The organism is Cypionkella aquatica, from assembly GCF_030161095.1.
In the GTDB taxonomy this organism is placed as follows: Bacteria; Pseudomonadota; Alphaproteobacteria; order Rhodobacterales; family Rhodobacteraceae; genus Cypionkella; species Cypionkella aquatica.
The window spans coordinates 111,745-135,730 of record NZ_BSPP01000003.1 but is presented as its reverse complement, the minus strand read 5'-3'; the positions used below and the strand labels follow the sequence as shown (position 1 = coordinate 135,730).

At 61.0% G+C, this 23,986-nt stretch carries 18 protein-coding genes; 6 read left to right on the top strand and 12 right to left on the bottom strand.

Annotated features, from left to right (window positions below):
• Nucleotides 1-79 precede the first annotated feature (79 nt).
• Nucleotides 80-2,575, top strand: coding sequence for a GcvT family protein (locus tag QQJ98_RS03395; protein WP_284323919.1), 2,496 nt, complete (start codon nt 80-82; stop codon nt 2,573-2,575).
• Nucleotides 2,576-2,867: 292 nt separating this feature from the next.
• On the opposite strand, the gene QQJ98_RS03390 is transcribed toward QQJ98_RS03395, so the two are convergent.
• The 6 genes from QQJ98_RS03390 to QQJ98_RS03365 all read right to left on the bottom strand — a co-directional run bounded on the left by QQJ98_RS03390 (nt 2,868) and on the right by QQJ98_RS03365 (nt 9,857).
• On the bottom strand, nt 2,868-3,662 hold the full coding sequence (locus tag QQJ98_RS03390) for a glycoside hydrolase family 25 protein (RefSeq protein WP_284323945.1): 795 nt from the start codon (nt 3,660-3,662) through the stop codon (nt 2,868-2,870).
• Nucleotides 3,663-3,742: 80 nt separating this feature from the next.
• Entirely contained in the window at nt 3,743-4,819 is a 1,077-nt protein-coding gene (locus QQJ98_RS03385; protein ID WP_284323918.1) for an NAD(P)/FAD-dependent oxidoreductase, read from the bottom strand.
• Nucleotides 4,820-5,197: 378 nt separating this feature from the next.
• Nucleotides 5,198-6,280: a BMP family ABC transporter substrate-binding protein gene (locus QQJ98_RS03380; protein WP_284323917.1), complete on the bottom strand. Its 1,083-nt coding sequence runs from the start codon at nt 6,278-6,280 to the stop codon at nt 5,198-5,200.
• Nucleotides 6,281-6,302: 22 nt separating this feature from the next.
• Entirely contained in the window at nt 6,303-7,247 is a 945-nt protein-coding gene (locus QQJ98_RS03375) for an ABC transporter permease (RefSeq protein WP_284323916.1), read from the bottom strand.
• Entirely contained in the window at nt 7,244-8,326 is a 1,083-nt protein-coding gene (locus QQJ98_RS03370) for an ABC transporter permease (RefSeq protein WP_284323915.1), read from the bottom strand. The genes QQJ98_RS03375 and QQJ98_RS03370 overlap by 4 nt, the downstream gene beginning before the upstream one ends.
• Nucleotides 8,316-9,857 carry an ABC transporter ATP-binding protein gene (locus tag QQJ98_RS03365; protein ID WP_284323914.1) on the bottom strand — a complete coding sequence of 514 codons (1,542 nt, stop codon included), beginning with the start codon at nt 9,855-9,857 and terminating at the stop codon, nt 8,316-8,318. The genes QQJ98_RS03370 and QQJ98_RS03365 overlap by 11 nt, the downstream gene beginning before the upstream one ends.
• Nucleotides 9,858-9,921: 64 nt before the next feature.
• On the opposite strand from QQJ98_RS03365, the gene QQJ98_RS03360 reads away from it, so the two are divergent.
• Both QQJ98_RS03360 and QQJ98_RS03355 read left to right on the top strand, forming a co-directional pair.
• Nucleotides 9,922-10,170, top strand: a complete 249-nt coding sequence (locus tag QQJ98_RS03360; RefSeq protein ID WP_284323913.1) for a hypothetical protein — start codon at nt 9,922-9,924, stop codon at nt 10,168-10,170.
• 159 nt (nt 10,171-10,329) lie between these two features.
• Nucleotides 10,330-10,812 carry a nucleoside deaminase gene (locus tag QQJ98_RS03355; protein ID WP_284323912.1) on the top strand — a complete coding sequence of 161 codons (483 nt, stop codon included), beginning with the start codon at nt 10,330-10,332 and terminating at the stop codon, nt 10,810-10,812.
• Between the two features lie 155 nt (nt 10,813-10,967).
• Here QQJ98_RS03355 and QQJ98_RS03350 read toward each other — a convergent pair whose 3' ends face one another.
• Entirely contained in the window at nt 10,968-11,360 is a 393-nt protein-coding gene (locus QQJ98_RS03350) for a RidA family protein (RefSeq protein ID WP_284323911.1), read from the bottom strand.
• Between the two features lie 163 nt (nt 11,361-11,523).
• Here QQJ98_RS03350 and QQJ98_RS03345 point away from each other — a divergent pair, with 163 nt between their 5' ends.
• Complete coding sequence (locus QQJ98_RS03345; protein WP_284323910.1) at nt 11,524-12,135, top strand: TetR/AcrR family transcriptional regulator; 612 nt, start codon at nt 11,524-11,526, stop codon at nt 12,133-12,135.
• Nucleotides 12,136-12,229: 94 nt separating this feature from the next.
• On the opposite strand, the gene QQJ98_RS03340 is transcribed toward QQJ98_RS03345, so the two are convergent.
• From QQJ98_RS03340 to xdhA, 4 genes are all read right to left on the bottom strand, one after another.
• On the bottom strand, nt 12,230-13,519 hold the full coding sequence (locus QQJ98_RS03340; RefSeq protein WP_284323909.1) for an amidohydrolase family protein: 1,290 nt from the start codon (nt 13,517-13,519) through the stop codon (nt 12,230-12,232).
• A gap of 49 nt (nt 13,520-13,568) precedes the next feature.
• Nucleotides 13,569-14,498 (bottom strand): xanthine dehydrogenase accessory protein XdhC, encoded by a 930-nt coding sequence (gene xdhC, locus QQJ98_RS03335; protein ID WP_284323908.1) that lies wholly within the window; start codon nt 14,496-14,498, stop codon nt 13,569-13,571.
• Between the two features lie 168 nt (nt 14,499-14,666).
• Entirely contained in the window at nt 14,667-17,006 is a 2,340-nt protein-coding gene (gene xdhB, locus QQJ98_RS03330; protein ID WP_284323907.1) for a xanthine dehydrogenase molybdopterin binding subunit, read from the bottom strand.
• Nucleotides 17,003-18,406: a xanthine dehydrogenase small subunit gene (gene xdhA, locus QQJ98_RS03325; protein WP_284323906.1), complete on the bottom strand. Its 1,404-nt coding sequence runs from the start codon at nt 18,404-18,406 to the stop codon at nt 17,003-17,005. The genes xdhB and xdhA overlap by 4 nt, the downstream gene beginning before the upstream one ends.
• 776 nt (nt 18,407-19,182) lie before the next feature.
• On the opposite strand from xdhA, the gene dnaE reads away from it, so the two are divergent.
• Nucleotides 19,183-22,680 carry a DNA polymerase III subunit alpha gene (dnaE, locus tag QQJ98_RS03320; RefSeq protein ID WP_284323905.1) on the top strand — a complete coding sequence of 1,166 codons (3,498 nt, stop codon included), beginning with the start codon at nt 19,183-19,185 and terminating at the stop codon, nt 22,678-22,680.
• A 297-nt stretch (nt 22,681-22,977) separates the two neighbouring features.
• Complete coding sequence (locus tag QQJ98_RS03315) at nt 22,978-23,739, top strand: sulfite exporter TauE/SafE family protein (RefSeq protein ID WP_284323904.1); 762 nt, start codon at nt 22,978-22,980, stop codon at nt 23,737-23,739.
• 46 nt (nt 23,740-23,785) lie between these two features.
• Here QQJ98_RS03315 and QQJ98_RS03310 read toward each other — a convergent pair whose 3' ends face one another.
• On the bottom strand, nt 23,786-23,980 hold the full coding sequence (locus QQJ98_RS03310; protein ID WP_284323903.1) for a SlyX family protein: 195 nt from the start codon (nt 23,978-23,980) through the stop codon (nt 23,786-23,788).
• Nucleotides 23,981-23,986 lie beyond the last annotated feature (6 nt).

Below are 23,986 nucleotides of genomic sequence, written 5' to 3'. Positions count from 1 at the left end.
TCTGTCTTGTGTCGGACAGCCTTGCCCGCGTTGCCTGCGTTCGGGCACATATGGGCCAAATCCCATTCGGAGATAGTTTATGAAGACTCATGTCAAAGCGCTGGTTGTTGGCGGTGGTGCGGTCGGCAACGGCATTGCTTATCATCTGGCCAAGGCCGGGTGGGATACCATGCTGGTGGAACGGGACGAGCTGACAAGCGGCTCGACCTGGCACGCGGCGGGGCTGCTGCCGTTGTTCAACATGGGGTATGCGACGACGCATATCCATAAATACTCGGTCGATTTTTATAAGTCGCTGGAGGCTGAAACCGGCCTGAATGCAGGCTTTGCGGTGGTTGGCAACCTGCGGATGGCGCAATGTGCCGAGCGGATGGATGAGTATATGCTCTATTCATCGGTGGCGGAAACCGCTGGAGTTTATCATGAATTCCTGACGCCCGCGCAGATGAAAGAGCGTTGGCCGCTGCTGCGCACCGAGGATTTGGTGGGCGCGCTGTATCATCCGCAGGATGGCTATATTAACCCCGCGGATGTGACCCAAGCGATGGCCAAGGGCGCGCGTCAGCATGGCGTGACGATCGAGCGCAAGGTGCAGGTGGACGGCTATAAGTGGACGGGGTCTGAGTGGATCGTGTCTTGCACGCGGATGGTCGAGCAGGGTGGCAATCTGATCGGTTCGGAAGAAAAGTTTGAAATCCGGGCCGAGCATGTGGTGACGGCCACTGGCAACCATGCGCAGCGCACGGCGCGGCTGTTGGGGATCAAGATTCCGGCGATTCCGGTGGAACACCAGTTCATCGTGACCGAGCCCGATCCGATGCTGGTCGAATACCGCAAGAATAACCCCGAACACCCGGTTCTGCGCGATGCGGATGCCAAGTGGTATGTCCGCGAAGAGCGTGGCGGCTGGATCTTGGGGCCGTATGAAAAGGGTGCCCCGGCGCGGTTTGAATATTCGGTGCCGGACAGCTTCCGCGCCGATCTGTTCCCGCTGGATCTGGAGCGGATCGAGGCGGAATACATGTCGATGATCCACCGCTTGCCGTCGTCGGAAGTGGTTGGTTTGAAAGACGATTTCAACGGTCCGATCTGCTACACCCCGGATGGCAACCCGCTGGTGGGACCGGTTCCGGGCCTGCGCAATATGTGGATCGCCGAGGGCTTCTCGTTCGGCATCACCGCTGCGGGCGGCACCGGCTATTATCTGGCGCAGATGATGGTGAATGGCGAGGCCGAGATCGACATGGCGTCGCTGGACCCGCGCCGCTATGGCAACTGGATGACCACGGAATACGCGGCGCGCAAGAATGAGGAATGCTACGATCACGTCTTCATCCTGCACCACCCGGATGAAGAGCGCGAAGCGGCGCGGCCTTTGCGCACCGCTCCGGTCTATGACCGTCAGAAGGCTTTGGGCGCGCAGTTTGGTCAGGTGAATGGCTGGGAGCGTCCGATCTATTACGGGCCGCTGAATGCACCGGAAGATTTCGACCACAAATCGCGCAGCTTCCGCCGTGGTGGCTGGTGGCAATATGCGGTGGATGAGGCCAAGGCGATCCGCGAAACCGCTGGTCTGATTGATGCCACTGCCTTCACCAAGCATGTGGTCAAAGGACCGGGGGCGACGGCGTTCCTCGATTGGTTCACCTGCAACACCTTGCCGAAGGTGGGACGGATCAACCTGACCTACGCGCTGACGCCCGCTGGCACCACGCGCACGGAATATACCATCGTCCGCAATGGCGAGAATGATTATTACCTTGTCTCGGCAGGGGCTTGGACCGCTTACGACGCCGACTACCTGCGCAAATGCGCGGAAGATAAGGCACCCGAGTTTGGCTATATCGAAATCCATGATGTGACGACGCAGTGGGGCGTGTTCGCCATCGCTGGGCCGAATGCGCGCAAAATTCTGGCCGAGGTGATCAAGGACGAGTTCCCGGAAACTGCGCTGTCGAACAAGCGCTTCCCGTGGCTGTCGGCGCGGCGGATCGAGTTGGGCATGTGCCCGGTCAATGCGATCCGCGTGGCCTATACCGGCGAATTGGGCTGGGAATTGCACCACCCGATTGAGATGCAGCGCTATCTTTGGGATCTGCTGCTGAAGGCGGGCGAAAAGCACGGGATGAAGCTGGTCGGCGCGCGGGCGCAGAACTGGTTGCGGCAGGAGAAATCGTATCGGGCTTTCGGCAACGAGTTGGGCCGCGATGCCTCGCCGTTGGAGGCCGCTTTGGATCGGTTTGTCGATCTGAAAAAGGATTTCCAAGGCAAGCAGGCGATGCTGGATATCGGCATCCGCTCGAAATGCTGCACGTTGTTGATTGATGGGCCTGCCGACACCGATCCGTGGGGCAAAGAGGCGCTGCTGCTGGACGGCGTGAAGATTGGCCGTTTGACCTCGGGTGGCTATTCGGTGGCCTTCGGCAAGCAAATCGGCATGGGCTATGTGCGCCCTGATCTGGCGGAAGTCGGCACCAAGCTGAAGGTGCGGATGAACCTTGAGCTGTGGGATGCGGTGGTGGTCGAGGACAGCCCGTTTGATCCGTCGAACGCGCGCATCCGGGTGGATGGCTGATCTGACCAAGGCCTGAGGCATTGGGGCGGCGGGAGTGATCCTGCCGCCTTTTGCTTTTGGTTTTCCGACCATTGGGGCAGGCTCGAACCGGCAGAAAACGCTGCGGGGCAGAGTTTTCCGGTGCGTTGCTTGTAAGGCTGAACGCCGTCAAGCAAGGGGCGTTGTGCCATAAACCGTCGGGTTGGAAATCGGGGCGCGACTGCTTGGAGTGGCGCGGACTCGCGCCTGCCGAGGGCAGGCAGGCGCGGCCCGATTTGTTTTCGAACAAAACGGGCAAGAACGGCGGCGTTGATTAGTGCTGATTGGCCGCCAGCCATGCGGTCCAATCACGCGCAGAACCTGCGAAGGCGTTCAGATCGGTTTTGCCAGCGATACCGGGCACATAGCCCGTGCCGCTATACTGCCAGAAGGTCCAATGTTGCCCTGCGTAAAGGTCTTTAGGATGGGCCTTCACGGCGCGCAGCCAGAAATCAGCGCCTTGCACGCGCCACATCTGATTGTCCTCAAAAAAGTCGATGGCCGTGTAAAGAATCGGGCGCTGGCCGTAATGCGATTGCAGCGCGCGGATAAAGATCTGCGCCTCTGACCGGATATGTTCCGGGCTGTTGCGGACCCGGCAGGTCGGCGAGGTTGGGGTCCATTCCATGTCCAGCACCGGGGGCAGCGCGCCACGGGTGCGCGGCACATGGGCGATGAACCAGCGGGCTTGCTCAATCGCCGGGCGACAGTGATAGAAGAAGTGATAAGCGCCGCGCGGGATGCCTGCGCGGGCGGCCCCTTGCCAGTGTTGGTCAAACAGCGGATCGGCCTGATCGCCGCCCTCGGTTGCCTTGATGAAGGCGAAATTCACCCCATTGTCGCGGGCGGTCGGCCAATCAATCGAAGGCTGGAACTTTGACACATCAATGCCGTGGACCCGGTGGTTTTGCGGGCCGACGCGGCCAAAGTCCTGCGGGTTGGCCTCGCCAAAATTGGCGCGCGTTGGCGCATTGTTCGTGGGTGCCGCGTCGCGCTGCGGGGGCGCGTTACGGCCGCCACAGGCTGCAAGCAGGGCGATCAGGGCGAGGGCGGTCAGCCGGGTCAGAATCTGGGACATTGCGCAAACTCGCAGAGCCTGCAGGCTTTGTCAGCCGGGGAAATGCGCGGCTCGGCGAGAATCCGCAGCGGTCAGCCGAAGCGGGCGGGGGACAGCGCGGCGATCAGGCTTGCGCTGGCGCTGGGTGGCTGGCCTGCGATCAGATCGGCGGCGAGTTGGCTGGCGGCGGGGCTGGATTGAAAGCCATAGCCGCCTTGGCCTGCCAGCCAGAAGAACGTGGGGTCTGTCGCATCGGGGCCAATCACCAAAACGCGGTCCGGGCTGAAGGTGCGCAGACCGGCCCAGTTGGACAGCAGTTTGGTGACGGGTTCGGTGACAAATTCTTCGTAGCGGGCAAGGCCCTCGGCCAGCACCATATCATCGGCCCAGGCGTCGTGCGGCTCCATCGGGTGTTCTTCGGCGGGCGAGACGATCAAAGCCCCTGCGTCGGGTTTTGCATACCAAGTCTCACCGCAGCCGAACATCATCGGCCATTGGCTGACATCATGGCCGCCGGGAGCGGGGATACGGGCCATCGAGCGGCGATTGGGTTGGAATCCCAATGGCTTGATCCCTGCGAGGGCTGCGGTGTGGTCAACCCAAGCGCCGGAAGCGTTGATCAGGATAGCGCCGTCATAGGTGCCAGTGGCTGTGGTGACGCGCCAGCCAGTGGCGGTTTTGCTGATCGCGGTGGCCCGGGCGTTCAGATGAAACGTGGCACCGTTTGTGCGGGCTTCGCGGACGAAGTTTTGCAACAGCAGATCGGTGTCGATGTCCCAGGCGTGATCGGCGAGGGCGGCGCGGGTCACGGTTTCGGGGTTCAGGATCGGCACGAGGGCGTGGGCTTGCTCGAACGGAATTTCGGGCAGGTGCATGTCGGCGATGTCATGTTCAAATGCGCTATCTTCGCCGGGGCGGCCAAGGATCATAAGCCCACGCGGCGAGAGCACATTGGGCTGCGCGCGCAGATAGTCGCCCGAGGCGATCGACAGCTCGACCACCGGGGCCAGCCCATAGCGGGGTTCATAAAGCGCAGCCGAACGCCCCGAAGCATGATGCGCAAGGGTGGCTTCTGCCTCCAGCAAAGTGACTTTGCCATGATGCGATAGCCGCGCTGCGGCAGAGGTGCCAGCAATGCCACCGCCGATGATGAGAAAATCTGTTTGCATATGCGCCCCCGTTTTACTGCGGTGATTGGTTGGCAAGGCGGCGGCGAATACAAGGGGGGATTGAAGAAATGCCGTGCAGGTTCAAGCAGTTTGACCGATCAGCCCAAACCCCACAGCCGTCTCGGGGCCCATCGAGGGCCCGCTCAACGGCGCTGCCGGCGATGAGATTGCAATGGTTGCGAAGATGGCGCGGGGGATCCCTCCGGGGGGAGTATTTAAGAAAGAGCAACTGCTTTGCTGCGGCGCTTTGGATTGCTCTTTTAAAATACTCCCCCCGGAGGGTTCAACGCCTGCAACCCGCGCGCGGTGGCAGATATGGCGATCGGCAGCGCCGCCTCGGGGCCCTCGATGGGGCCCGAGGCGGCACATGGGTTTGACTTAGGAGGCGCTTTCGACGCCTTTGACGAACCAATCAATGGTGGCGAGTTGCTCCAGCGTCATGATCTCGCCGGCTTTTACCTTCTCAACCCCATCCTGATCGAAGATCGGGCCGGTGAAGATGTCGTAGCTGCCGTCTTTGTAGCCCGCTTGCACCGCATCGGCCAAGGCCACCACATCGGCGGGCACGGCGGCGTTGTAAGGCGCCATCACCACGGTGCCTTCTTTCATGCCGTCCCATGTGTCGGTCGAAGTCCATGTGCCGTCAACGATGGCTTGGGCACGCTGCACATAATAGGGGCCCCAGATGTCTTCGATCGCGGTCAGGTGGGCGGTTGGCGCGAAGGCAGACATATCGGCACCTTGGCCAAAGCCGTAGAGGCCTTTTTGCTCAAGGATTTGCAGCGGGCCGGGGCTGTCGGTGTGGGTGGTGACGATATCGCAGCCAAGGTTGACGAGGGTGTCGGTGGCGGCGGCTTCTTTCGGCGGGTCGAACCAGCTGTCGATCAGCACCAGTTTCACGGTCGCTGCCGGGTTTTGCTTTTGGGCCGCCAAGGTGAAGGCGTTCACGCCCAGCACCACTTCGGGCACTTTATACGAGCCGAGATAGCCCAATGTGCCGGATTTCGACATTTTGCCCGCGATGGTTCCCAAAACGGCGCGGCCTTCGTGGAATTTGGAATTATAGGTGGCGACGTTGTCGGCGCGTTTGAAGCCTGTGCAGTGTTCAAACTTTACATCCGGGAATTCTTTTGCGACTTCAAGGGTTTGATCCATGTAGCCGTAAGAGCAGGTGAAGATCAGCTTGCAGCCCTGCTGGGCCAGATCGCGGATCACCGGGATGGCCGAGGCGTCTTCGGCGACGTTCTCGACATACAGCGTCTCGACCTTGTCGCCGAGTGCCGCGTCAATCGCCTCGCGGCCTTTGTTATGCGCCCATGTCCAGCCATAGTCGCCAATCGGCCCCAAGAAAATGAAGCCGATTTTCACCTTGTCTTCGGCGCGGGCGGCGGTGCCGACCAGCGAAAGCGTGGCGGCAGCGCCCACGGCTTTCATCAGGCTGCGACGGTTGAGTGTCGTCATTTTAGTCTCCCAGTTGGTGTTTTTAGGTCGAGGGTAGAAAAGGCTTGCCGAGGCAGGCGGGGGCAGAGGCCCCGACATTGCCGCGCGACGAGATCAGGGTCAGCGCCACGATGGTCATAACATAGGGCATCGCCGCCCAGAATTGCGAGGGAATCTCTTGCAGGATTGGCAGGCTGTCGCCAAAGCCATTGGCCTTGGCGAACAGCTCCAGCCACATCAGGAAGCCGAAGAAATACGCGCCGACCAGCAAGCGTCCGGTGCGCCATCCGGCGAAAACCACGAGGGCCAGTGCGATCCAGCCGCGGCCTGCGGTCATCTTTTCGGCCCACATCGGGGTGATCACCATGCTGAAATAGGCACCGCCAATGCCCGCCAGAGCGCCGCCGAAAGCGATGGCGGCATAGCGGACGCCGATCACCGAATAGCCGATGGAATGGGCGGAATGGTCGTTTTCGCCAACCGCGCGCAGGATCAGCCCGGCGCGGGTGGATTTCAGGAACCAAGCGGTCAGGGGCACCATGATCAGCGCGAAATAGACCAGCGGCGAGTAGCCGAACAGCAGCTTCCAGATCGGGTCTTTTGCCAAGATGTCGGGGAAGATCGAGCCGAATTGCGGCACGATACGTCCGGTGAAGCTTTGCCCGATCAGCGAGGACAGCCCGGTGCCAAAAATCGAAAGCGCGAGGCCAGTAGCGACTTGGTTAGAGTTCAGTTGCAGCACGAGCACGGCGAACAGCATCGAAGACAGCGCGCCGCCCGCCGCAGCGCCGATCACGCCAAGCCATGGGTTGAAGGTGGCGGCGGTGGCGGCAAAACCGCAGATCGCGCCCATCAGCATCATGCCCTCTACCCCGAGATTAAGCACGCCGGATTTTTCGGTGATCAACTCTCCCAATCCTGCCAGCAGGATCGGCGTGGTCAGGCCGATTATGGTGACGATTGAGGCGATGGCGAATTCCGGGCTCATGCCTGCGCTCCTGACGGTTTGGCTTTGATCACCCGGACGCGGTAGCGGATCAGAATGTCAGAGGCGAGGATGAAGAACAGCATCATGGCCTGGAAGATGCCAGCGGTGGAGTTCGGGATATGGACGGTGGTTTGGGCGACTTGGCCGCCGACATAGGTGATTGCCAGCACGATCCCCGCGATCAGGCAGCCGATCGGGTGCAGCCGACCCAGAAAGGCCACGATGATGGCGGTGAAGCCATAGCCGGAGGGGAAGCCCAAGCCGATGGCTTTGAGCGAGCCGGTGAACTCCAGCGCACCGGCAAGACCCGCCATGCCGCCGCCGATCAGCAGTGCCATCCAGATGGTTTGTTTGGCGTCAAAGCCGCCGTGGCGGGCAGCATGCGGGGCGGAGCCTACGACGCGGATCTGAAAGCCGAAGACCGAGCGGGACATGAGGATCCAGAAGAGAAACGGCAGGATCAGCGCGATGGCGACGCCGAGGTGAACGGTCGATCCGGGAAACAGGATCGGCAGGGTCAGACCCTCGGGCAGGGGGGCGGTGGCGGGGAAGTTGCGGCCGTTGGGGTCTTTCCACGGGCCGCCGACCAGAAAGCCCAGCACTTGGAAGGACACGTAGGTGAGCATCAGCGAGGTTAAGATTTCGTTCACGTCCCAGCGGGTTTTCAGCAGCGCGGGGATGGCGGCCCAAGCAGCCCCGCCGATGATACCTGCGAGGATCATCAGGATCAGCGTCGCAGCACCCGCATCAGGGCCAGCATATAGGCCGACAGCTGCGGCGAACAATGCGCCCAGCACATATTGGCCCTCGGCACCGATGTTCCAGATTTGTGCGCGATTTCCGATGGAGAGGCCAAGCGCAATGATGATCAAGGGCGCGGCTTTCACCGCCACGTCTTGCCATTTGTAGCTGGCAAGCACGGGGGTGAGAAAGATGTCGACCACGGCGCGCTGGCCGTTGATGCCGATGGCGTCGAACACGATCATGCCGATCAGCATGGTGAGCAGCACCGAAGCAATCGGGGTGGCGATCAACATGAAGGTGCTGGGGGCCGGGCGTTTTTCCAGCTTAAGACGCATGGGATAGCTCCGGGGTTTGGGTTTCACCGTGGATGCCGCCCATGAGCAGGCCGATTTCTTCGATATTGGCGCCGGCGACAGGCATCGGGTTCGACAGCCGCCCTTCATTGATCACGGCGAGGGTGTCGCAAAGCGAGAGCAACTCATCAAGGTCTTGGCTGATCACCACGATGGCGGACCCCGTGGCGGCAAGATCGACAAGCGCCTGATGGATCGCAGCGGCAGCGCCCGCATCAACGCCCCATGTCGGCTGGCTTACCACCAGAACCTGCGGTTTCTGCATGATCTCGCGGCCCATGATGAACTTTTGCAAATTGCCGCCGGACAGGCTGTCGGCCATGGCGGCGGGTCCGGTGGCTTTGACGGAAAACGCAGTGATAACCTCGCCCGCGTAGGTTTTGGCGGTGCGGGCGTTGACCATGCCGCCCGAGACCATGCCCATACGATCGCGGGCGGTCAGGATGGCGTTGTCGGACAGGCTGAAATCGGGCACGGCGGCGTGGCCGTTGCGTTCTTCGGGGACGGACGCCATGCCAGCCAAGCGGCGTTGCTTGGCGCTGAGCGCGCCGACACAAGTGGTATCGACATAGATCGCTTCGGCGTTCTGGGCGGCAACCTCGCCGGACAGTGCCAGCAGCAGCGCGTTCTGGCCATTGCCCGCAACGCCCGCGATGCCAAAAATCTCGCCTGCTTTCACCGAAAAACCAATGTCTTTCAGCGCGACACCAAAGGGGCCGTCTTTTGGCACGGAAAGCCCTTGCACGATCAGCTTGGGTTTGCCCAAAGCCCGGCCTTCACCGCGTTGAATGTCTTTTAGGCTGCCGCCGATCATCTTTTCGGCCATCGAGCGCGAAGTTTCCACCGCAGGATCGCAGGTATCGACCAGCTTGCCGCCGCGCAAGATGGTGGCGGTATCGCACAAGGCTTTGATTTCGTGCAGTTTATGAGAGATATACAGGATCGAGCAGCCCTCGGCAGCCAGTTGCCGCAGCACGACGAACAGCTGTTCGACCTCTTGCGGGGTCAGCACCGAAGTCGGCTCGTCCATGATCAGAAGATTGGGGTTCAACAGCAAAGCGCGCACGATTTCAATGCGTTGACGCTCGCCCACCGACAGGGTCGAGACGATGCGGTGGGGTTCCAGCTTCAACCCATATTGCTGCATCACCGCGACGATCTTTGCCTCAAGATCGCGGGCGGGGATTTTGGCATCCATGCCGAGGGCAATATTCTCTAAGACCGTCATCGCCTCAAACAGCGAGAAATGTTGGAACACCATGCCGATGCCAAGTTTGCGCGCGGCTTTGGGGTTGGCGATGGTGATTGGCGCGCCGTTCCAGCGGATCACCCCGGCATCGGGCTGCATAATGCCGTAGATCATCTTCACCAAGGTCGATTTGCCAGCACCATTTTCGCCAAGCAGGGCGTGGATTTCACCGGGTTGCACCGCAAAGCTGACCTGATCATTGGCGAGCACACCGGGGAAGCGTTTTGTAATGCCCGAAAGGTCAAGGCGTGGCGGCGTTTGCATCGTTGGCTCGTTTCCTCTGGGTCGGGCGGGTGGCGTAGTGGACACTGTGGCAAGGCTGCGGGCTATGCGGTTTGCAGTTGAAAGACTTTCAAGTTTCGGGCCGGTAATTGCGATGGTTTTTCTTGAAAGCGGCGGTGTTTCAGGGTTTCGCGGTCGGGCGTGGATGCCCGGTTTTTGCGCAAATTTATTTGGCAAGGTTAGACCGGATGGCTTTGCGCTATCAAGCGCCGCGTGCCGGGATCGGGTGGAAATCTGGCCTTGGGATTTGGGCATAGATATCAGCAATATCAGTATGTTGAATGAGAGAGTTTGAGCGCGAAGCTTGATCCTGCTGCAAGCGGGCGATGTATTTTCAGGCATAGAGCGAAGCAGTTGCTGAATTATACCGCAGAATTTGAGTGAGACTTGGCTTGATTGCCCAACCAGATACGGCCAGCCTTGGTGTCAGGTTTGGCTGCAACAGGAGTGGGCGATGGCGGGCACGGAACTGGATCATGTGGCACTGTTGCGGCTGGCGATTGCCGAGTCGCTAAAGGCGCGCGAGGCTGGGGTGCATCCGTTCGCCTCTATACTGGTCGGGCCGGATGGTGCGGTGCTGATGACGCAGCACAATGCATTCATGCCGGATCACGATATGACCGGGCATGCCGAACGGGTGCTGATGACACGGGCCTCAACAAGTTTGCCGATGGAATTGCTGCGGGAATGCACGATTTACACCTCGGCAGAGCCCTGTGCGATGTGCGCCGGGGCGATTTATTGGACCGGGTTGAAGCGGGTTGTTTATGGGATGTCAGAGCATCATTTGAAGGAGATCACCGGCAATCATCCCGAAAACCCAACCTTGGATTTGCCCTGCCGGGTGGTGTTTGCGGCGGGGCAGCGGCAGGTCGAGGTGATCGGGCCGATGCTGGAGGAGGAAGCGGCTTTGGTACATGTCGGGGTTTGGGGATAGCGATTTATGGCTGCATAAATCGTCACGATTTATGCAGCCATAAATCGGCGTCTGCAGCGCGGACAGCACCCTATGAGTTGCTGTCTGCAAGGCTCCCCCATCTCTGGGATCAGAAAGGCCGGGCCTGAACTGCTCAGCCTGTCATGCGCCTGAGTTTAATCGGGAATGCGCGCGATCACCTTGATTTCAAAGTCGAAACCCGCCAGCCAAGTCACCCCGAGGGCCGTCCAGTTTGGATAGGGTGGTGCCGCGAAGATCTCGGCTTTGACCTGCATGATGGTTGCGAACTGGTTTTCGGGGTCAGTGTGGAAGCTGGTGATATCGACGATATCATCGAAGTTACAGCCAGCGGCGGCAAGTGTGGCGCTCAGATTGGCAAAGGCCAGCCGGACTTGAGCCTCAAAATTCGGCTCCGGGTTGCCATCCGCGCGGCTGCCGACTTGGCCTGAGACGAACAACAGATCGCCCGAGCGGATCGCGGCGGAATAGCCATGCGCTTCGTAAAGCGCGTGACGGTTGGCCGGGAAGACGGCGCTGCGCTGTGTCATTTGGAAATCCTTTTTGGGTTTGGTTGCGGTTGCTGTTCGGGAAATCCGATGCAGAAGCTGCTACACATTCTGCTTGGAATTTTATATACGGAGCGTATGTTATCTATAAGGCATACGGATCGTATGTCAATATGGATACGCATCGTATGTGAGTGAGGGTGAAATGGCCGCAAAACGTCGCACAGAAATGATGGAAGAAACCCGCGCCAAACTGATCACGGCTGGGCGTAAAGCTTTTGCAGAGCAAGGCTTTGCCGAAGCGTCGATGGATGAGTTGACCGCCGGGGCTGGCCTGACGCGTGGCGCGCTCTATCACAATTTTGGCGACAAGAAGGGGTTGTTGGCTGCGGTTGTGGCGCAAGTTGATGGTGAGATGGCGCAGCGAGCGCAGGCGGCGGCGGTGGATGCGCCGTCGGTGTGGCAGGGGCTGATCGCGGAGGGCACGGCCTATATCCAGTTAGCTTTAGACCCTGAAATTCAGCGGATCGTGTTGCTGGATGGGCCGGCCTTTCTCGGCGATCCATCGCAATGGCCCAGCCAGAATGCCTGCCTTGCCGCGACTCGGCAGAAGATTGCTCTGCTGCAAGCGGAGGGCCTTTTGAAGCCCGTCGACATCGAGGCCGCCGCCCGGCTAATAAATGGCGCTGCGTTGAACGCCGCTTTGTGGGTGGCTGCCAGCCCGCAACCGGAGGTGATTTTGCCCAAGGCCATTGAGGCGCTGACCTGCCTGTTGAGCGGCTTTTTGGCTGGGAGGAGCGGCGCGGAGCCAGAATAGGATGGAGTATTTAGAAAAGAGCAATTCCTGAAGCAGTTGCTCTTTTCTAAATACTCCCGCCGGAGGCTCCGTGGTTTGAGCGCGAGAGCCTCGCCTAGTAATCTGGCGCGAAGCCAATCGCGGGGTCGATGTCAGACGGGCGGCCATCGAGGAACAAGCTGCCTATGCGGGGCGCGGTGCGGGCGATGATTTTGCCGGATTTGATCACCAAGAGTTTGGTGGCTTTCAGGCGCAACGCCTCGGCCGGATCGCGGGCTTGCAGCAGGATCAGGTCGGCGTTGCAACCGGGGGCGAGGCCGTAGTTTTCCAGCCCCATGGTTTTGGCGGAGTTGATGGTCAGGGCGTTGAAGATCTTGGTTTTGTCTTCAAGGCTGCCCATCTGCGCGGAATGGATCGCCATATGGCCGACCTCAAGCATATCGCCCGAGCCCATCGCATACCACGGGTCCATCACGCAATCATGCCCGAACGAGACGTTGATGCCTGCGGCCATCAGTTCCGGCACGCGGGTCATGCCGCGGCGTTTGGGGTAGCTGTCGTGGCGGCCTTGCAGCATGATATTGATCAGCGGATTGGGGATCACGTTCATCTGGGATTCCGCGATCAGCGGGATCAGTTTTGAGACATAGTAATTGTCCATCGAATGCATCGAAGTCAGGTGCGAGCCTGCGACACGCCCTTGTAGCCCATGGCGGATGGTCTGTTGGGCCAAGGTTTCGACGTGACGGGACTGGGGGTCGTCGGTTTCGTCGCAGTGCATATCGACGGGCAGGCCACGCTCGGCGGCAAGGCGGCAGAGGGCTTCGACCGATGCTTGGCCTTCGGCCATGGTGCGCTCAAAATGCGGGATGCCGCCGACGATGTTGACGCCCATATCCAGCGCGCGGGTCAGCGATTGCACGCCTTCGGGGGCGCGGAAGTAGCCGTCTTGCGGGAAGGCCACCAGTTGCAAGTCTATGTAAGGTTTGACCTTTTGCTGCACCTCTAGCATCGCCTGCACGGTGGTGAGTTTGGGGTCAGAGGTATCGACATGGGTGCGGATCGCCAGCAAGCCTTGGGTTACGGCAAGGTCGCAGTAGCGCAGGGCGCGGCTTACCAGCGCATCGATGGTCAGGGTGGGGCGAAGTTCGCCCCAAAGCGCGATGCCTTCCAGAAGCGTGCCGGAGCGGTTCATCCGGGGCAGGCCAAGTGAGAGGGTGGCGTCCATGTGGAAATGCGGGTCGACGAAGGGCGGGCTGGCGAGGCGGCCCGTGGCGTCGATTTCTTCTTGCGCGGTGGCGTCGATGTTCGGGGCGATTTCGGCGATTTTGCCGTCGCGGATGGCGATGTCTTGGGCTTTGCGGCCATCGGGCAGGTTGGCGCGGCGCAGGATCAGGTCGAACATATGTGCCCCTTGAAGGTCTGGTGCAGGGTTGGCAGTTTTGTCGTGGTCGTCAAGCGGTGAGACTTTGGGCGGCTTTTGCGCCGGGGCGCAGCAGGTGGGTGGCGACACCGATGGCGATGGCTTGCGGGTGTTTTCCCAAGGATGGGTCACCAATGGGGCAGGTGATTTTGGCGATGCTATGCGGCGCGTGGCCGAGGGCTTTCAGGCGGGATTGGAAGCGCGCCCATTTGGTGGCGCTGCCGATCAGGCCGCAGCTTTGGAAGCCGTGCAGCAGCAGGCGGTGGCAGAGGTCGAGATCAAGCGCATGGGAATAGGTGAGGATCAGATGCTCGGCATGGTGCGGCGCGAGGGCGACGGCGTTGGCGGGGTTTGGCGCGGGCAGGGCGGTGATGTTATCAGGTATGGCGTCGGGGAAACGGTCGGGCGCTGTGTCGATCCATGTGATGTGCAGATCGGGCAGCGGGGCGAGGGTGTGGACTAGGGCGCGACCAACATGGCCTGCGCCCCAGATCCAAAGGTGGCGCTGCGGGGCCGACAGGGGCTCGATCATCCAGCCTTGCAGCAGCTGCGGGCCGGGGCGCATGCCTTGATTGCGGGCGGTGCTCAGCAGGCGTTTGACGGCGAGCGGCATCGGTTGGTCGCTGGTGGGGCGGGCGATCAGGGGGGCGGGTTCGGGCAGGGTTTCCAGCGTGAACACCTCGGTGAACAGGGTGACCGCGCCGCCGCAGCATTGGCCGAGTTTCGGGCCAAGCGCGGTGTGGGTGAGGGATTTGCCGTGGCTTCGCAGCAGGGCGCGGGCCTGTTCGGTGGCTTGATGTTCCAGCGCGCCGCCGCCGATGGTGCCAGATTGGCCTGTGGCCCAGACCAGCATGGCCGCGCCGACTTCGCGGGGGGAGGAGCCTTGGTGGGCGGCGATGACGACGCGGGCGGTGGGGCCGTTTTGGGTGACGGTTTGTGCCAGTTGGGATAGGTCAAACATTGCGCTGCCGGGGCCACGGTTTTTGCCGCGAAAAATCGGTTTGGTGCAAGCGGATGATTTGAAGGCGCGTGGCATGGTGCTTGATCAGAGTGCTTTTCGCCTTGGCTTCCGGGGCAGGTGTGGGCGGTTTGGGGCTATGATTATTCTTGAACATCGGATGCGGAAGGGTCATGCGCGTTGGCCCTCGACTGCGGCGAGGATGCGTTCTGGCGTCGCGGGGGCATCGAGGTTGGGGTAGCGGCTGCCGTCGCCGCAAGCCGCTATCGCATCTGACAGCGCGAGGAAGGCGGAGATGCCTAGGTTGAAGGGCGGCTCGCCCACGGCTTTGGATTTGCCGACGGTGTGTTCGCGGTTGGGCCTGTCCCACAGGGCGACGTTGAAGATGCGCGGGCGGTCCGAGCAGGCGGGGATTTTGTAGGTGCTGGGGGCGTGGGTGGTGAGGCTGCCTTTGGCGTTCCAGACCAGTTCTTCGGTGGTCAGCCAGCCTGCACCTTGGACATAGGCACCCTCAACCTGGCCGATGTCTAAGGCGGGGTTCAGGGAGGTTCCGGCGTCGTGCAGGATGTCGGTGCGCAGGATGCGATTTTCGCCGGTTAAAGTGTCAATGACGACTTCGGTGATCGCGGCGCCATAGGCGAAATAGAGGAACGGGCGGCCTTTGCCTTTGACGCGGTCCCAGTTGATTTTGGGGGTGGCGTAGAAGCCGGTGGAAGACAGCGAGATGCGGGCTTGGTAGGCCCACGCGATGACTTGGGCGAAGGGGTAGGAGTCCGATCCGGCGCGGATCTGACCGTTTTCAAATTGGATTTTGGCGGCCTTGGTGCCGAGCTTGTCGGCAAGGAAATCGGCGATGCGGTCGCGGATGATCTGACAGGCGTTTTGTGCGGCCATGCCGTTCATATCGGCCCCGGATGAGGCTGCGGTGGCCGAGGTGTTGGGGACTTTGGCGGTGTCAGTGGCGGTGATTTTCACCTGTGCGGTGTCAACACCGAACACAGATGCCGCGACTTGCGCGACCTTTTGGTTCAGGCCCTGACCCATCTCGGTGCCGCCGTGATTGAGGTGGATCGAGCCGTCTTGATAGACATGCACCAAGGCCCCCGCTTGGTTCAGCCATGTCAGGGTGAACGAGATGCCGAACTTGACCGGGGTAAAGGCGAGGCCGCGCTTTAGGATCGGATTTGTGCTGTTCCAAGCCGCGATTTCGGCACGGCGGGCATGATAATTGCTCGATTTCTCCAAGGCGTCGGTGATGTCTTGGCCGATGAAATCTTCCACCTCCATAAAGTAGGGGGTGGTTTGCGGGATGTGGTTTTTGGGCGAATAGGTGGCGCCGATGCGGTGGCTGGTGCCGGGGCCGGTGGGCGGGGCGGCGCGATAGTAGTTGAGTTTGCGGATATCGTTGGGATCTTTTTTCAGCGTGTGGGCGATGTGGTCGATCACCCGCTCCATCCCGACGATGCCTTGTGGGCCGCCGAAGCCGCGATAGGCGGTGGCGGATTGGGTGTTGGTTTTCAAGCGGTGCGATTCAATGCGAATGTCGGGCAGATGATAGCAATTGTCGGCGTGGAGCATGGCGCGATCGGCCACTGCCAGCGACAGGTCTTGCGCCCAGCCGCAGCGGATCAGATGGGTAAAGTCCAGCCCAAGGATGCGGCCTTCGGCGTCGATGCCCGCCCGGTAATTGATGCGCAGATCGTGGCGTTTGCCGGTGATCATCATATCGTCGTCGCGGTCGTAGCGCATCTTGCAGGGGCGGTTCAGATCGCGCGCGGCGATGGCACAAGCGATGGCAAGCGCGTTGCCTTGGCTTTCCTTGCCACCAAAACCACCGCCCATGCGGCGGGTTTCCACGCGGACGGCGGACATTGGCAGGTGCAGGGCATGGGCAACTTTGTGTTGAATCTCGGTCGGGTGTTGGGTGGAGGAATAGATATGCACGCCGTCTTCTTGCGGCAGCGCGGCGGCGATCTGGCCTTCGAGGTAGAAATGTTCCTGCCCGCCGACCTCCATCGTGCCTTCGATCTGAAGCGGGGCGTTGGTGATGGCGGCGGCGGCGTCGCCTTTGGTCCAGATGATCGGGCCTGCCTCGAAGCGGGAATTGGCCGCCATGGCGTCATCGACGGTCAACAGGGCGGGGCGTTCGGCGTAGGTAATCTGGCCAAGGCGGGCGGCTTTACGGGCATTCAGATGGGTGTCGGCGATGACGAGGAAGATCGGCTGGCCTGCGTAGTGGACCTCGCCTGTCGCCAGCAGCGGTTCGTCATGGGTGGAGGGCGAACAATCGGGCATCTCGGTGAAGTCTGCCGCCGCATAGACTTTGAGGACGCCGGGTGCTGTGCGGACGGCGGAGAGGTCGATGGCGGTGATGCTGCCGTGGGCACAGCTGGACAGGCCGAAAGCGGCGTGCAGGGTGCCTGCGGGCAACGGCAGGTCGTCAAGATAGCGGGCCTCGCCTGTGACGTGCAGGGGGGCGCTGTCGTGCGGAAGGGGTTTGCCCATTGTCATAGCGCGACCTCTAGCACGTTGGTTTGGGTGCCGTTTAGGTCGTGGAAATAGCGGATCAACAGGTTTTGCGCGGTGGTGAGCCGGTAGGCCGAGGAGGCGCGCATGTCGGTGAGCGGTTGGAAATCTTTGGCGAATTCGGGGAGAGCGGAGTGGAGGGTTTCGAGGGTGAAGGGTTGGTTTAGGAGGGCGGATTCGACATGGGCCGCGCGTTTGGGGATGCCTGCCATGCCGCCGAAGGCGATGCGGGCTTGGGTGATTTTGTCGACCTCAACGGTGAGGTTGAAGCAGCCGAGGACGGCGGAGATGTCTTGATCGAAGCGTTTGGTCAGTTTGTAGCAGCGCAAGGCGGGGGCATGGGTGGGGATGGTGATGCCCGCCACGAATTCACCGGGGTGGCGGTCTTGTTTGCGGTAGTCGAGGAAGAAGGTTTCAAGCGGGATCGTGCGCATCTCGTCGCCGCGGCGCAGGTGCAGGGTGGCGCCGAGGGCGATCAGGGCAGGCGGGCCGTCGCCAATGGGGGAGCCGTTGGCGATGTTGCCGCCGATGGTTGCGGCGTTGCGGACTTGTTCAGAGGCGTAGCGGCGCAAAAGCTCGGCGAAGGAGGGGTGGAGCGGGGTGATGGCCGCGCGCAGTTGGGTGATGGTGACGCCCGCGCCGATGTGAAGGTGGCCGGGTGTTTGCTCGATCTGTTGCAGGTCGTTGACGGCGTTCAGGAAGGCAACCGGGCCGAGATCGCGCAGTTGTTTCGTTACCCAAAGGCCAACATCGGTGGCCCCGGCGATCAGGGTGGCGGTGGGGTTTTGCTGATACCAGTCGGCGAGATCATCGCTGTTGGTCGGGCGGAACGCGCCGGAGAGGCTTTCCGCCTCCCCGGACCCCTCCGAGGATATTTGAGCAGAGAGGATGACCTTATCGGAGTGAATCCAGTCGGGGATCGGGGTGTGAGCGGCGGCTTCGGCAGCGCGGATGATAGGGGCGTAGCCGGTGCAGCGGCAGAGGTTGCCGGCGAGGGTGGTATCAAAGTCGGTGCGGCCTTGGGTGTGGGCCACGGCCATCGAGGCGATGAAACCGGGGGTACAGAAGCCGCATTGGCTGCCGTGGTGGGCGATCATCTCGACCTGCACGGGGTGGAGTTGGCCTGCGGGGCCGGAGATACCCTCGACGGTGCGGACGGCTTTGCCGTGGAGTTGGGGTAGGAACAGGATGCAGGCGTTTAAGGCGCGTGGGCCGTTTTCATCTGTCACCATGACGGTGCAGGCGCCGCAATCGCCTTCGTTGCAGCCTTCTTTGGTGCCGCAGAGATGTTGATCTTCGCGCAGGTAGTCCAGCAGGGTGCGCGTCGGGCTGCCGCCTGATATGCGCACCGGCGTTCCGTTCAAGAGAAACGCTGTGTCGGTCATGGTTCATCCTGCCGCGGTCTTTTCGTTTGGCCCTGAGCGCGCCCGCCCGATGCGGCGTAAAGCGGGGGTGCTGGCCTTTGGTCTATGAAGCCTTGGTCTGCAAGGTTGTGCAAGTGTTTGCTTGCTTGGGTTTTGCGAAAGGAGTTTCTGGGGATTTGCGGGGATGGCGGTGCGGTCCCAGCTCGGGACCTTTTTTAGTTGTTTTATATCAGTGGGTTGGGGTGGTGGATTTAAGGATTTGTTAAGGATTGGGGTGTGAGAGCAATGCAGGCAGGGCCCGGTCTGCGCCGGGGCGGCGTGGGGAAGGGGGGAGGGGGATGCTTATGGAGTGAGCAACTGTTGCTTTCACCGCTCTGCCAAGCAAGCCATCCAAGGCCGGAATCAAGGCGCTTTAGCGCTGCCCTGTGGTGGGAGTGGCTTTGGGTCGAGGCCCCGGCCTGCGCCGGGGCGGCGTGGGCGGGGGTTGATTTTCAGGCGATTGGGGTGAGGATTATACTTGGTGGGGAATTTACGCGATCTCGGCTGACGTGCGGCAGGGATGTTGCTTTTGCGTGAGCGGCATCTGTTTTGACCGCTCTGCCAAGCGGCCATCCAAGGCCGGAATCAAGGCGTTTCAGCGCTGCGCTGTGGTGGAAGTGGGTTTGCGTCGAGGCCCCGGCCTGCGACGGGGCGAAGTGGCGGGCGGCTGCGCGCGTTAGGTAAGCCTTGGCCCGTCAGCGCCGATTTGGCCCGCCAGCCACCTTTCCCCCGCCGTCCGCCCGCGTTAGTCTGCCTTCATGTCAGCACCTCGATTCATCCATCTGCGCACCCATACCGAACACTCGTTGTTGGAGGGGGCGGTGCCTGTGAAGGCGCTTTTGAAGCTGTGCGCAAAGCATGAGATGCCTGCGGTGGCGGTCACTGACAGCAACAACATGTTCGCGGCGTTGGAGTTTTCGGTTTACGCCAAGGATGCCGGGGTGCAGCCGATCATTGGCTGTCAGGTCTCGGTCAATTATGATCCGGGGGCGGTGGGAGAAAAGGTTAAGGCTGCGGCCTCGGTGGTTTTGCTGGCGCAAAACGAAGCTGGCTATATGAACCTGATGAAGCTGAACTCGTGCCTTTACATCGACAAGGGCGGGGACTTGCCGCAGGTGACGGTGCCCGAGTTGGAGCGCTATTCCGAAGGTCTGATTTGCCTGACCGGGGGCGCGGATGGGCCGCTTGGGCGGTTGGTGCAGACAGCGCAGCTGCCGAAAGCGCGGGTGCTGTTGGAGCGGTTGGCTTCGGCCTATCCGGGGCGGCTTTATGTGGAGTTGCAGCGCCATCCCATTGAAGGCGGGGCCGGCGAGGGTGGGCGGCTGACCGAGGCTGAGGCTGGCACCGAGCGCTGGTTTATTGAGACAGCCTATGGGCTGGATCTGCCGCTGGTGGCGACCAATGATGTCTATTTCCCCGCCGCCACGATGTATGAGGCGCATGATGCGCTGATCTGCATTGCCGAGGGCGCTTATGTGGATCAGCAGCAGCCTCGGCGGCGGTTGACGCCGCAGCATTATTTCAAGACCGAGGCCGAGATGGTGACTTTGTTCGCCGATCTGCCGGAGGCGGTGGAGAATACCGTTGAGATCGCAAAGCGCTGTGCCTTTGCGGCGTTCAAGCGCGCGCCAATTTTGCCGAAGTTTGCCGATGATGAGGTGAATGAGTTGCGCCGTCAGGCCAATGCGGGATTGCAGGCTCGGTTGGCGATTATTCCGCATGCGGTGACGGTGGAGGAGTATCAGGCGCGGTTGGATTTTGAGTTGGGCATCATCGAGAAGATGGGCTTTCCCGGCTATTTCCTGATCGTGGCGGATTTTATTGGTTGGGCGAAGAAACAGGGCATTCCGGTGGGGCCGGGGCGGGGCTCGGGTGCGGGCAGTCTTGTGGCCTATGCGCTGACGATCACCGATCTGGACCCTCTGCGTTACGCCTTGCTGTTTGAGCGGTTCTTGAACCCCGAACGGGTGTCGATGCCCGACTTCGATATCGACTTTTGCATGGATCGCCGGGGCGAGGTGATCCGCTATGTGCAAGATAAATATGGCCGCGATAAGGTCGGGCAGATCATCACTTTCGGCGCGTTGCTGTCGAAGGCGGCGGTGCGCGATGTGGGCCGCGTGTTGCAGATGTCTTATGGGCAGGTGGACCGGCTGTCGAAGATGATCCCGGTGGAAGGGGTGAAGCCGGTTTCGATCACCAAGGCGCTGGCGGATGAACCGCGTCTGCGAGAGGCGGCGAAAGAAGAGGTCGTCGCGCGGCTTTTGGATTACGGCGCGCAGCTTGAGGGGCTTTATCGCAACGCCTCGACCCATGCCGCCGGGGTGGTGATTGGCGACCGGCCTTTGGATGAGTTGGTGCCTCTGTATCAAGACCCCAAATCGGACATGCCTGCGACGCAGTTCAACATGAAATGGGTGGAGCAAGCCGGGCTGGTGAAGTTCGACTTTCTGGGGCTGAAGACTCTGACGGTGATCCAGAATGCGATTGATCAGATCATCAATGGCGGGCGGGCGCTGAACCAATCGGCGGATGGTCGGGTGCTGTATGAGGCGAAGCCGGGGGCCGAGAATGACATCGGGCTGATCCCGTTGGATGATAAGGCGTCGTATGAGCTTTATGCGGCAGCGAAAACGGTTGCGGTGTTTCAGGTGGAATCCAGCGGCATGATGGATGCGTTGCGGCGGATGAAGCCGACCTGCATCGAGGATATTGTGGCCTTGGTGGCGCTGTATCGGCCCGGTCCGATGGAGAATATTCCGACCTATTGCGAGGTGAAGAACGGGCTGAAAGACTTGGAGTCTATTCACCCGACGATTGACCATATTCTGGCGGAAACTCAGGGGATTATCGTCTACCAAGAGCAGGTTATGCAGATTGCTCAGGTGATGGCGGGGTATTCCTTGGGCGGGGCGGATTTGCTGCGCCGCGCGATGGGTAAGAAGATCGCCGAAGAAATGGCGAAGGAGCGGCCCAAATTTGTTGAGGGCGCGAAGAAGACCCATAATGTCGATGTGAAAAAGGCCGGGGAGGTGTTCGACCTTCTGGAGAAATTCGCCAACTATGGGTTCAACAAAAGCCACGCGGCGGCCTATGCGGTGGTCAGCTATCAGACCGCATGGCTGAAGGCGAACCATCCGGTGGAATTCATGGCCGGGGTGATGAATTGCGATATTCATCTGACCGACAAGCTGGCGGTCTATAAGCGCGAAGTTGGCAAGCTGGGCGTCAAAACGATTGCGCCTTGTGTCAATGCGTCTTTGGCGACGTTTACCGTGCGCGACGGCGCGGTGGTTTACGCATTGGGCGCGCTGAAAGGTGTCGGCGCTGATGCGATGGGGCTGATTGTATCTGCGCGGGGTGCGAAACCGTTTGCGACTCTGTTCGATTTTGCTCGCCGGGTGGATATGAAGCGGGTCGGCAAGCGGCCGTTGGAAATGCTGGCGCGGGCCGGGGCGTTTGATGTGTTGGATGGCAACCGGGCGCGGGTGTTTGAGGGCTTGGACGCGCTGGTGGCCTATTCGGCAGCGATCCACGAGGCGCAGGCCTCTAATCAGGTGTCGCTGTTCGGCGATTCGGGGGCGGATATTCCTGAACCCCGGCTGCCCTACCGGGATGATTGGTTGCCGGTGGAGCGGTTAACGCAAGAGCATCTGGCGATTGGGTTCTATCTGTCTGGGCATCCGCTGGATGACTACATGTCGGCGTTGAAGCGGCGCGATGTGCTGACGCTGACCGAAGTGACGCAGGCAGCAGAGCGGGGGCCGGTGATCAAGAAACTGGCGGGGTCGGTGGCGTCCAAGCAGGAGCGCAAATCGGCCAAGGGCAATCGCTTTGCCTTTGTGTCGCTGTCTGATCCGACCGGGCTTTATGAGGTGACTGTGTTTTCCGACACGTTGGAAGCCGCGCGTGATCTGTTGGAGCCGGGGATGAATGTGGTTCTGACGGTGAAGGCGGAATTGGAGGGCGAGACGCTGAAGCTGTTGGCCAATGCGGTGCAGCCGATTGATCAGGTCGCCGATGCGGCGGGGGCGCAGGCCTTGCGCATCCATCTGAACCGGGCGGAGGCTGCGGTGTCGATTGCGACGCTGTTGGCCAGGGTTGAGGGGCGCAGCCGGGCGCAGATTACCCTGTGTGTGCCGGATGATCAGGGCCGCGAGATTGATCTGACCCTGCCGCAAAGCTATCCGGTGACAGCCCAGATCAAGGGCGCGATCAAGGCGATGCAGGGTGTGGTCATGGTGGAAGAGGTTTAGTCTGCGACATTGCTGGGCAACGTTCTTCACGCCGCCCCGGACGTGATCCGAGGCCTCTGTTCACGGCATGAGGCCCCGGATCACGTCCGGGGCGGCGTGGGATGGGGCAAAGCCGCGTTTGCGACCACGACGCGCTGCGGCTTTGGTGCTGTGCGAAACCTCGCCGACAATGACGGATTTGTGAGCAGAAGGGTCGAATCCCTGCCAAATTTCGGCGAAAGAGAAGAAAATGGTTGTTTGCTGGGTCAAATCAGTAAATATCTACGGGAATAGTCGTAATTGAAGGGTGGAATCAGCATGGACAGTATTTTTGATTACATGCTGATCGGGTTCATTGCGCAGCTGGTCGATGGATCATTGGGCATGGGCTTTGGCGTGATCTCATCCGCGGTGCTGTTGGCGCAGGGCGTGCCGCCGCCGTTGGTCTCGGCCTCGGTCAATGCGGCAAAGCTGCCGACGGGCGGCACGGCGGCTTTGTCGAACCTGTATCACAAGAACATTGACTGGCGGATCGTCGGCGCGCTGGCGGTGTTCGGCTCGATTGGCGGGATTCTGGGCGCGACGCTGTTGTCGGGGCTGAAAGGCCATGCGCTGCAATATCTGGTGAATGGCTATCTGCTGCTGATGGGCGGCTATATTGTCTATCGCGGCATCAAGGGCATTGTGGTGCGTGTGGTGAAAACCCGGCGTTTTCAGACGATTGGCTTTGCTGGCGGGTTGATTGAGGGCATTGGCGGATCGTGGGGGCCGATTGTGAACACCGGGCTTCTGGGGTCTGGGGTCGAGTCGCGCTATGCGATCGGATCGACGAATTTCTCGGAGTTTATCGTCAGTTTCGTGGTGTTTGTGGCTTTGGGCGTCGCCTATTTCTTTGGCTGGTGGGGCGAGGAAACCGACTGGACCCAAGTGCGCATGACGGTGTTTGGTCTGGCTTTGGGTGGCCTGCCCGCGGCGTTTTTCGGCGGTTATCTGGCGAAGATGGCCCCGCGCCGACCGTTGACGATTGCGGTCGGGCTGTTCGCGCTGGGCGTGGCGGTTTACCGTTTGGTGAATATGTAACTGACCAATGCGGTCGTTACCAACGCGCCCGTTCCCAATGCGCCCGTCACCAATGAGGGGGGCGGACGTTGGCTTCGGGGGCTTGGGCGTTGCCTTCCCGCTCGGCCTCGCGTTCGGCCAAAAGCTGGGTCAGGCGCAGCAGACGGTCGATGTCTTTCGACTGACGGGCGACGACATCTGACAGGTCTTCGACCATGCGGGTCAAATGGGCGATGCGTTCTTCCAAGGCCGTGTTGTCCATCGCCTA

Bases quoted from the DNA above. Each gene is read 5' to 3' on its own strand.
- QQJ98_RS03395 (WP_284323919.1), top strand. From the start codon at position 80: ATGAAGACTCATGTCAAAGCGCTGGTTGTTGGCGGTGGTGCGGTCGGC.
- QQJ98_RS03385 (WP_284323918.1), bottom strand. From the start codon at position 4,819: ATGCAAACAGATTTTCTCATCATCGGCGGTGGCATTGCTGGCACCTCT.
- QQJ98_RS03380 (WP_284323917.1), bottom strand. From the start codon at position 6,280: ATGACGACACTCAACCGTCGCAGCCTGATGAAAGCCGTGGGCGCTGCC.
- QQJ98_RS03375 (WP_284323916.1), bottom strand. From the start codon at position 7,247: ATGAGCCCGGAATTCGCCATCGCCTCAATCGTCACCATAATCGGCCTG.
- QQJ98_RS03370 (WP_284323915.1), bottom strand. From the start codon at position 8,326: ATGCGTCTTAAGCTGGAAAAACGCCCGGCCCCCAGCACCTTCATGTTG.
- QQJ98_RS03365 (WP_284323914.1), bottom strand. From the start codon at position 9,857: ATGCAAACGCCGCCACGCCTTGACCTTTCGGGCATTACAAAACGCTTC.
- QQJ98_RS03360 (WP_284323913.1), top strand. From the start codon at position 9,922: ATGCGGTTTGCAGTTGAAAGACTTTCAAGTTTCGGGCCGGTAATTGCG.
- QQJ98_RS03355 (WP_284323912.1), top strand. From the start codon at position 10,330: ATGGCGGGCACGGAACTGGATCATGTGGCACTGTTGCGGCTGGCGATT.
- QQJ98_RS03350 (WP_284323911.1), bottom strand. From the start codon at position 11,360: ATGACACAGCGCAGCGCCGTCTTCCCGGCCAACCGTCACGCGCTTTAC.
- QQJ98_RS03345 (WP_284323910.1), top strand. From the start codon at position 11,524: ATGGCCGCAAAACGTCGCACAGAAATGATGGAAGAAACCCGCGCCAAA.
- QQJ98_RS03340 (WP_284323909.1), bottom strand. From the start codon at position 13,519: ATGTTCGACCTGATCCTGCGCCGCGCCAACCTGCCCGATGGCCGCAAA.
- xdhC (WP_284323908.1), bottom strand. From the start codon at position 14,498: ATGTTTGACCTATCCCAACTGGCACAAACCGTCACCCAAAACGGCCCC.
- xdhB (WP_284323907.1), bottom strand. From the start codon at position 17,006: ATGACAATGGGCAAACCCCTTCCGCACGACAGCGCCCCCCTGCACGTC.
- xdhA (WP_284323906.1), bottom strand. From the start codon at position 18,406: ATGACCGACACAGCGTTTCTCTTGAACGGAACGCCGGTGCGCATATCA.
- dnaE (WP_284323905.1), top strand. From the start codon at position 19,183: ATGTCAGCACCTCGATTCATCCATCTGCGCACCCATACCGAACACTCG.
- QQJ98_RS03315 (WP_284323904.1), top strand. From the start codon at position 22,978: ATGGACAGTATTTTTGATTACATGCTGATCGGGTTCATTGCGCAGCTG.
- QQJ98_RS03310 (WP_284323903.1), bottom strand. From the start codon at position 23,980: ATGGACAACACGGCCTTGGAAGAACGCATCGCCCATTTGACCCGCATG.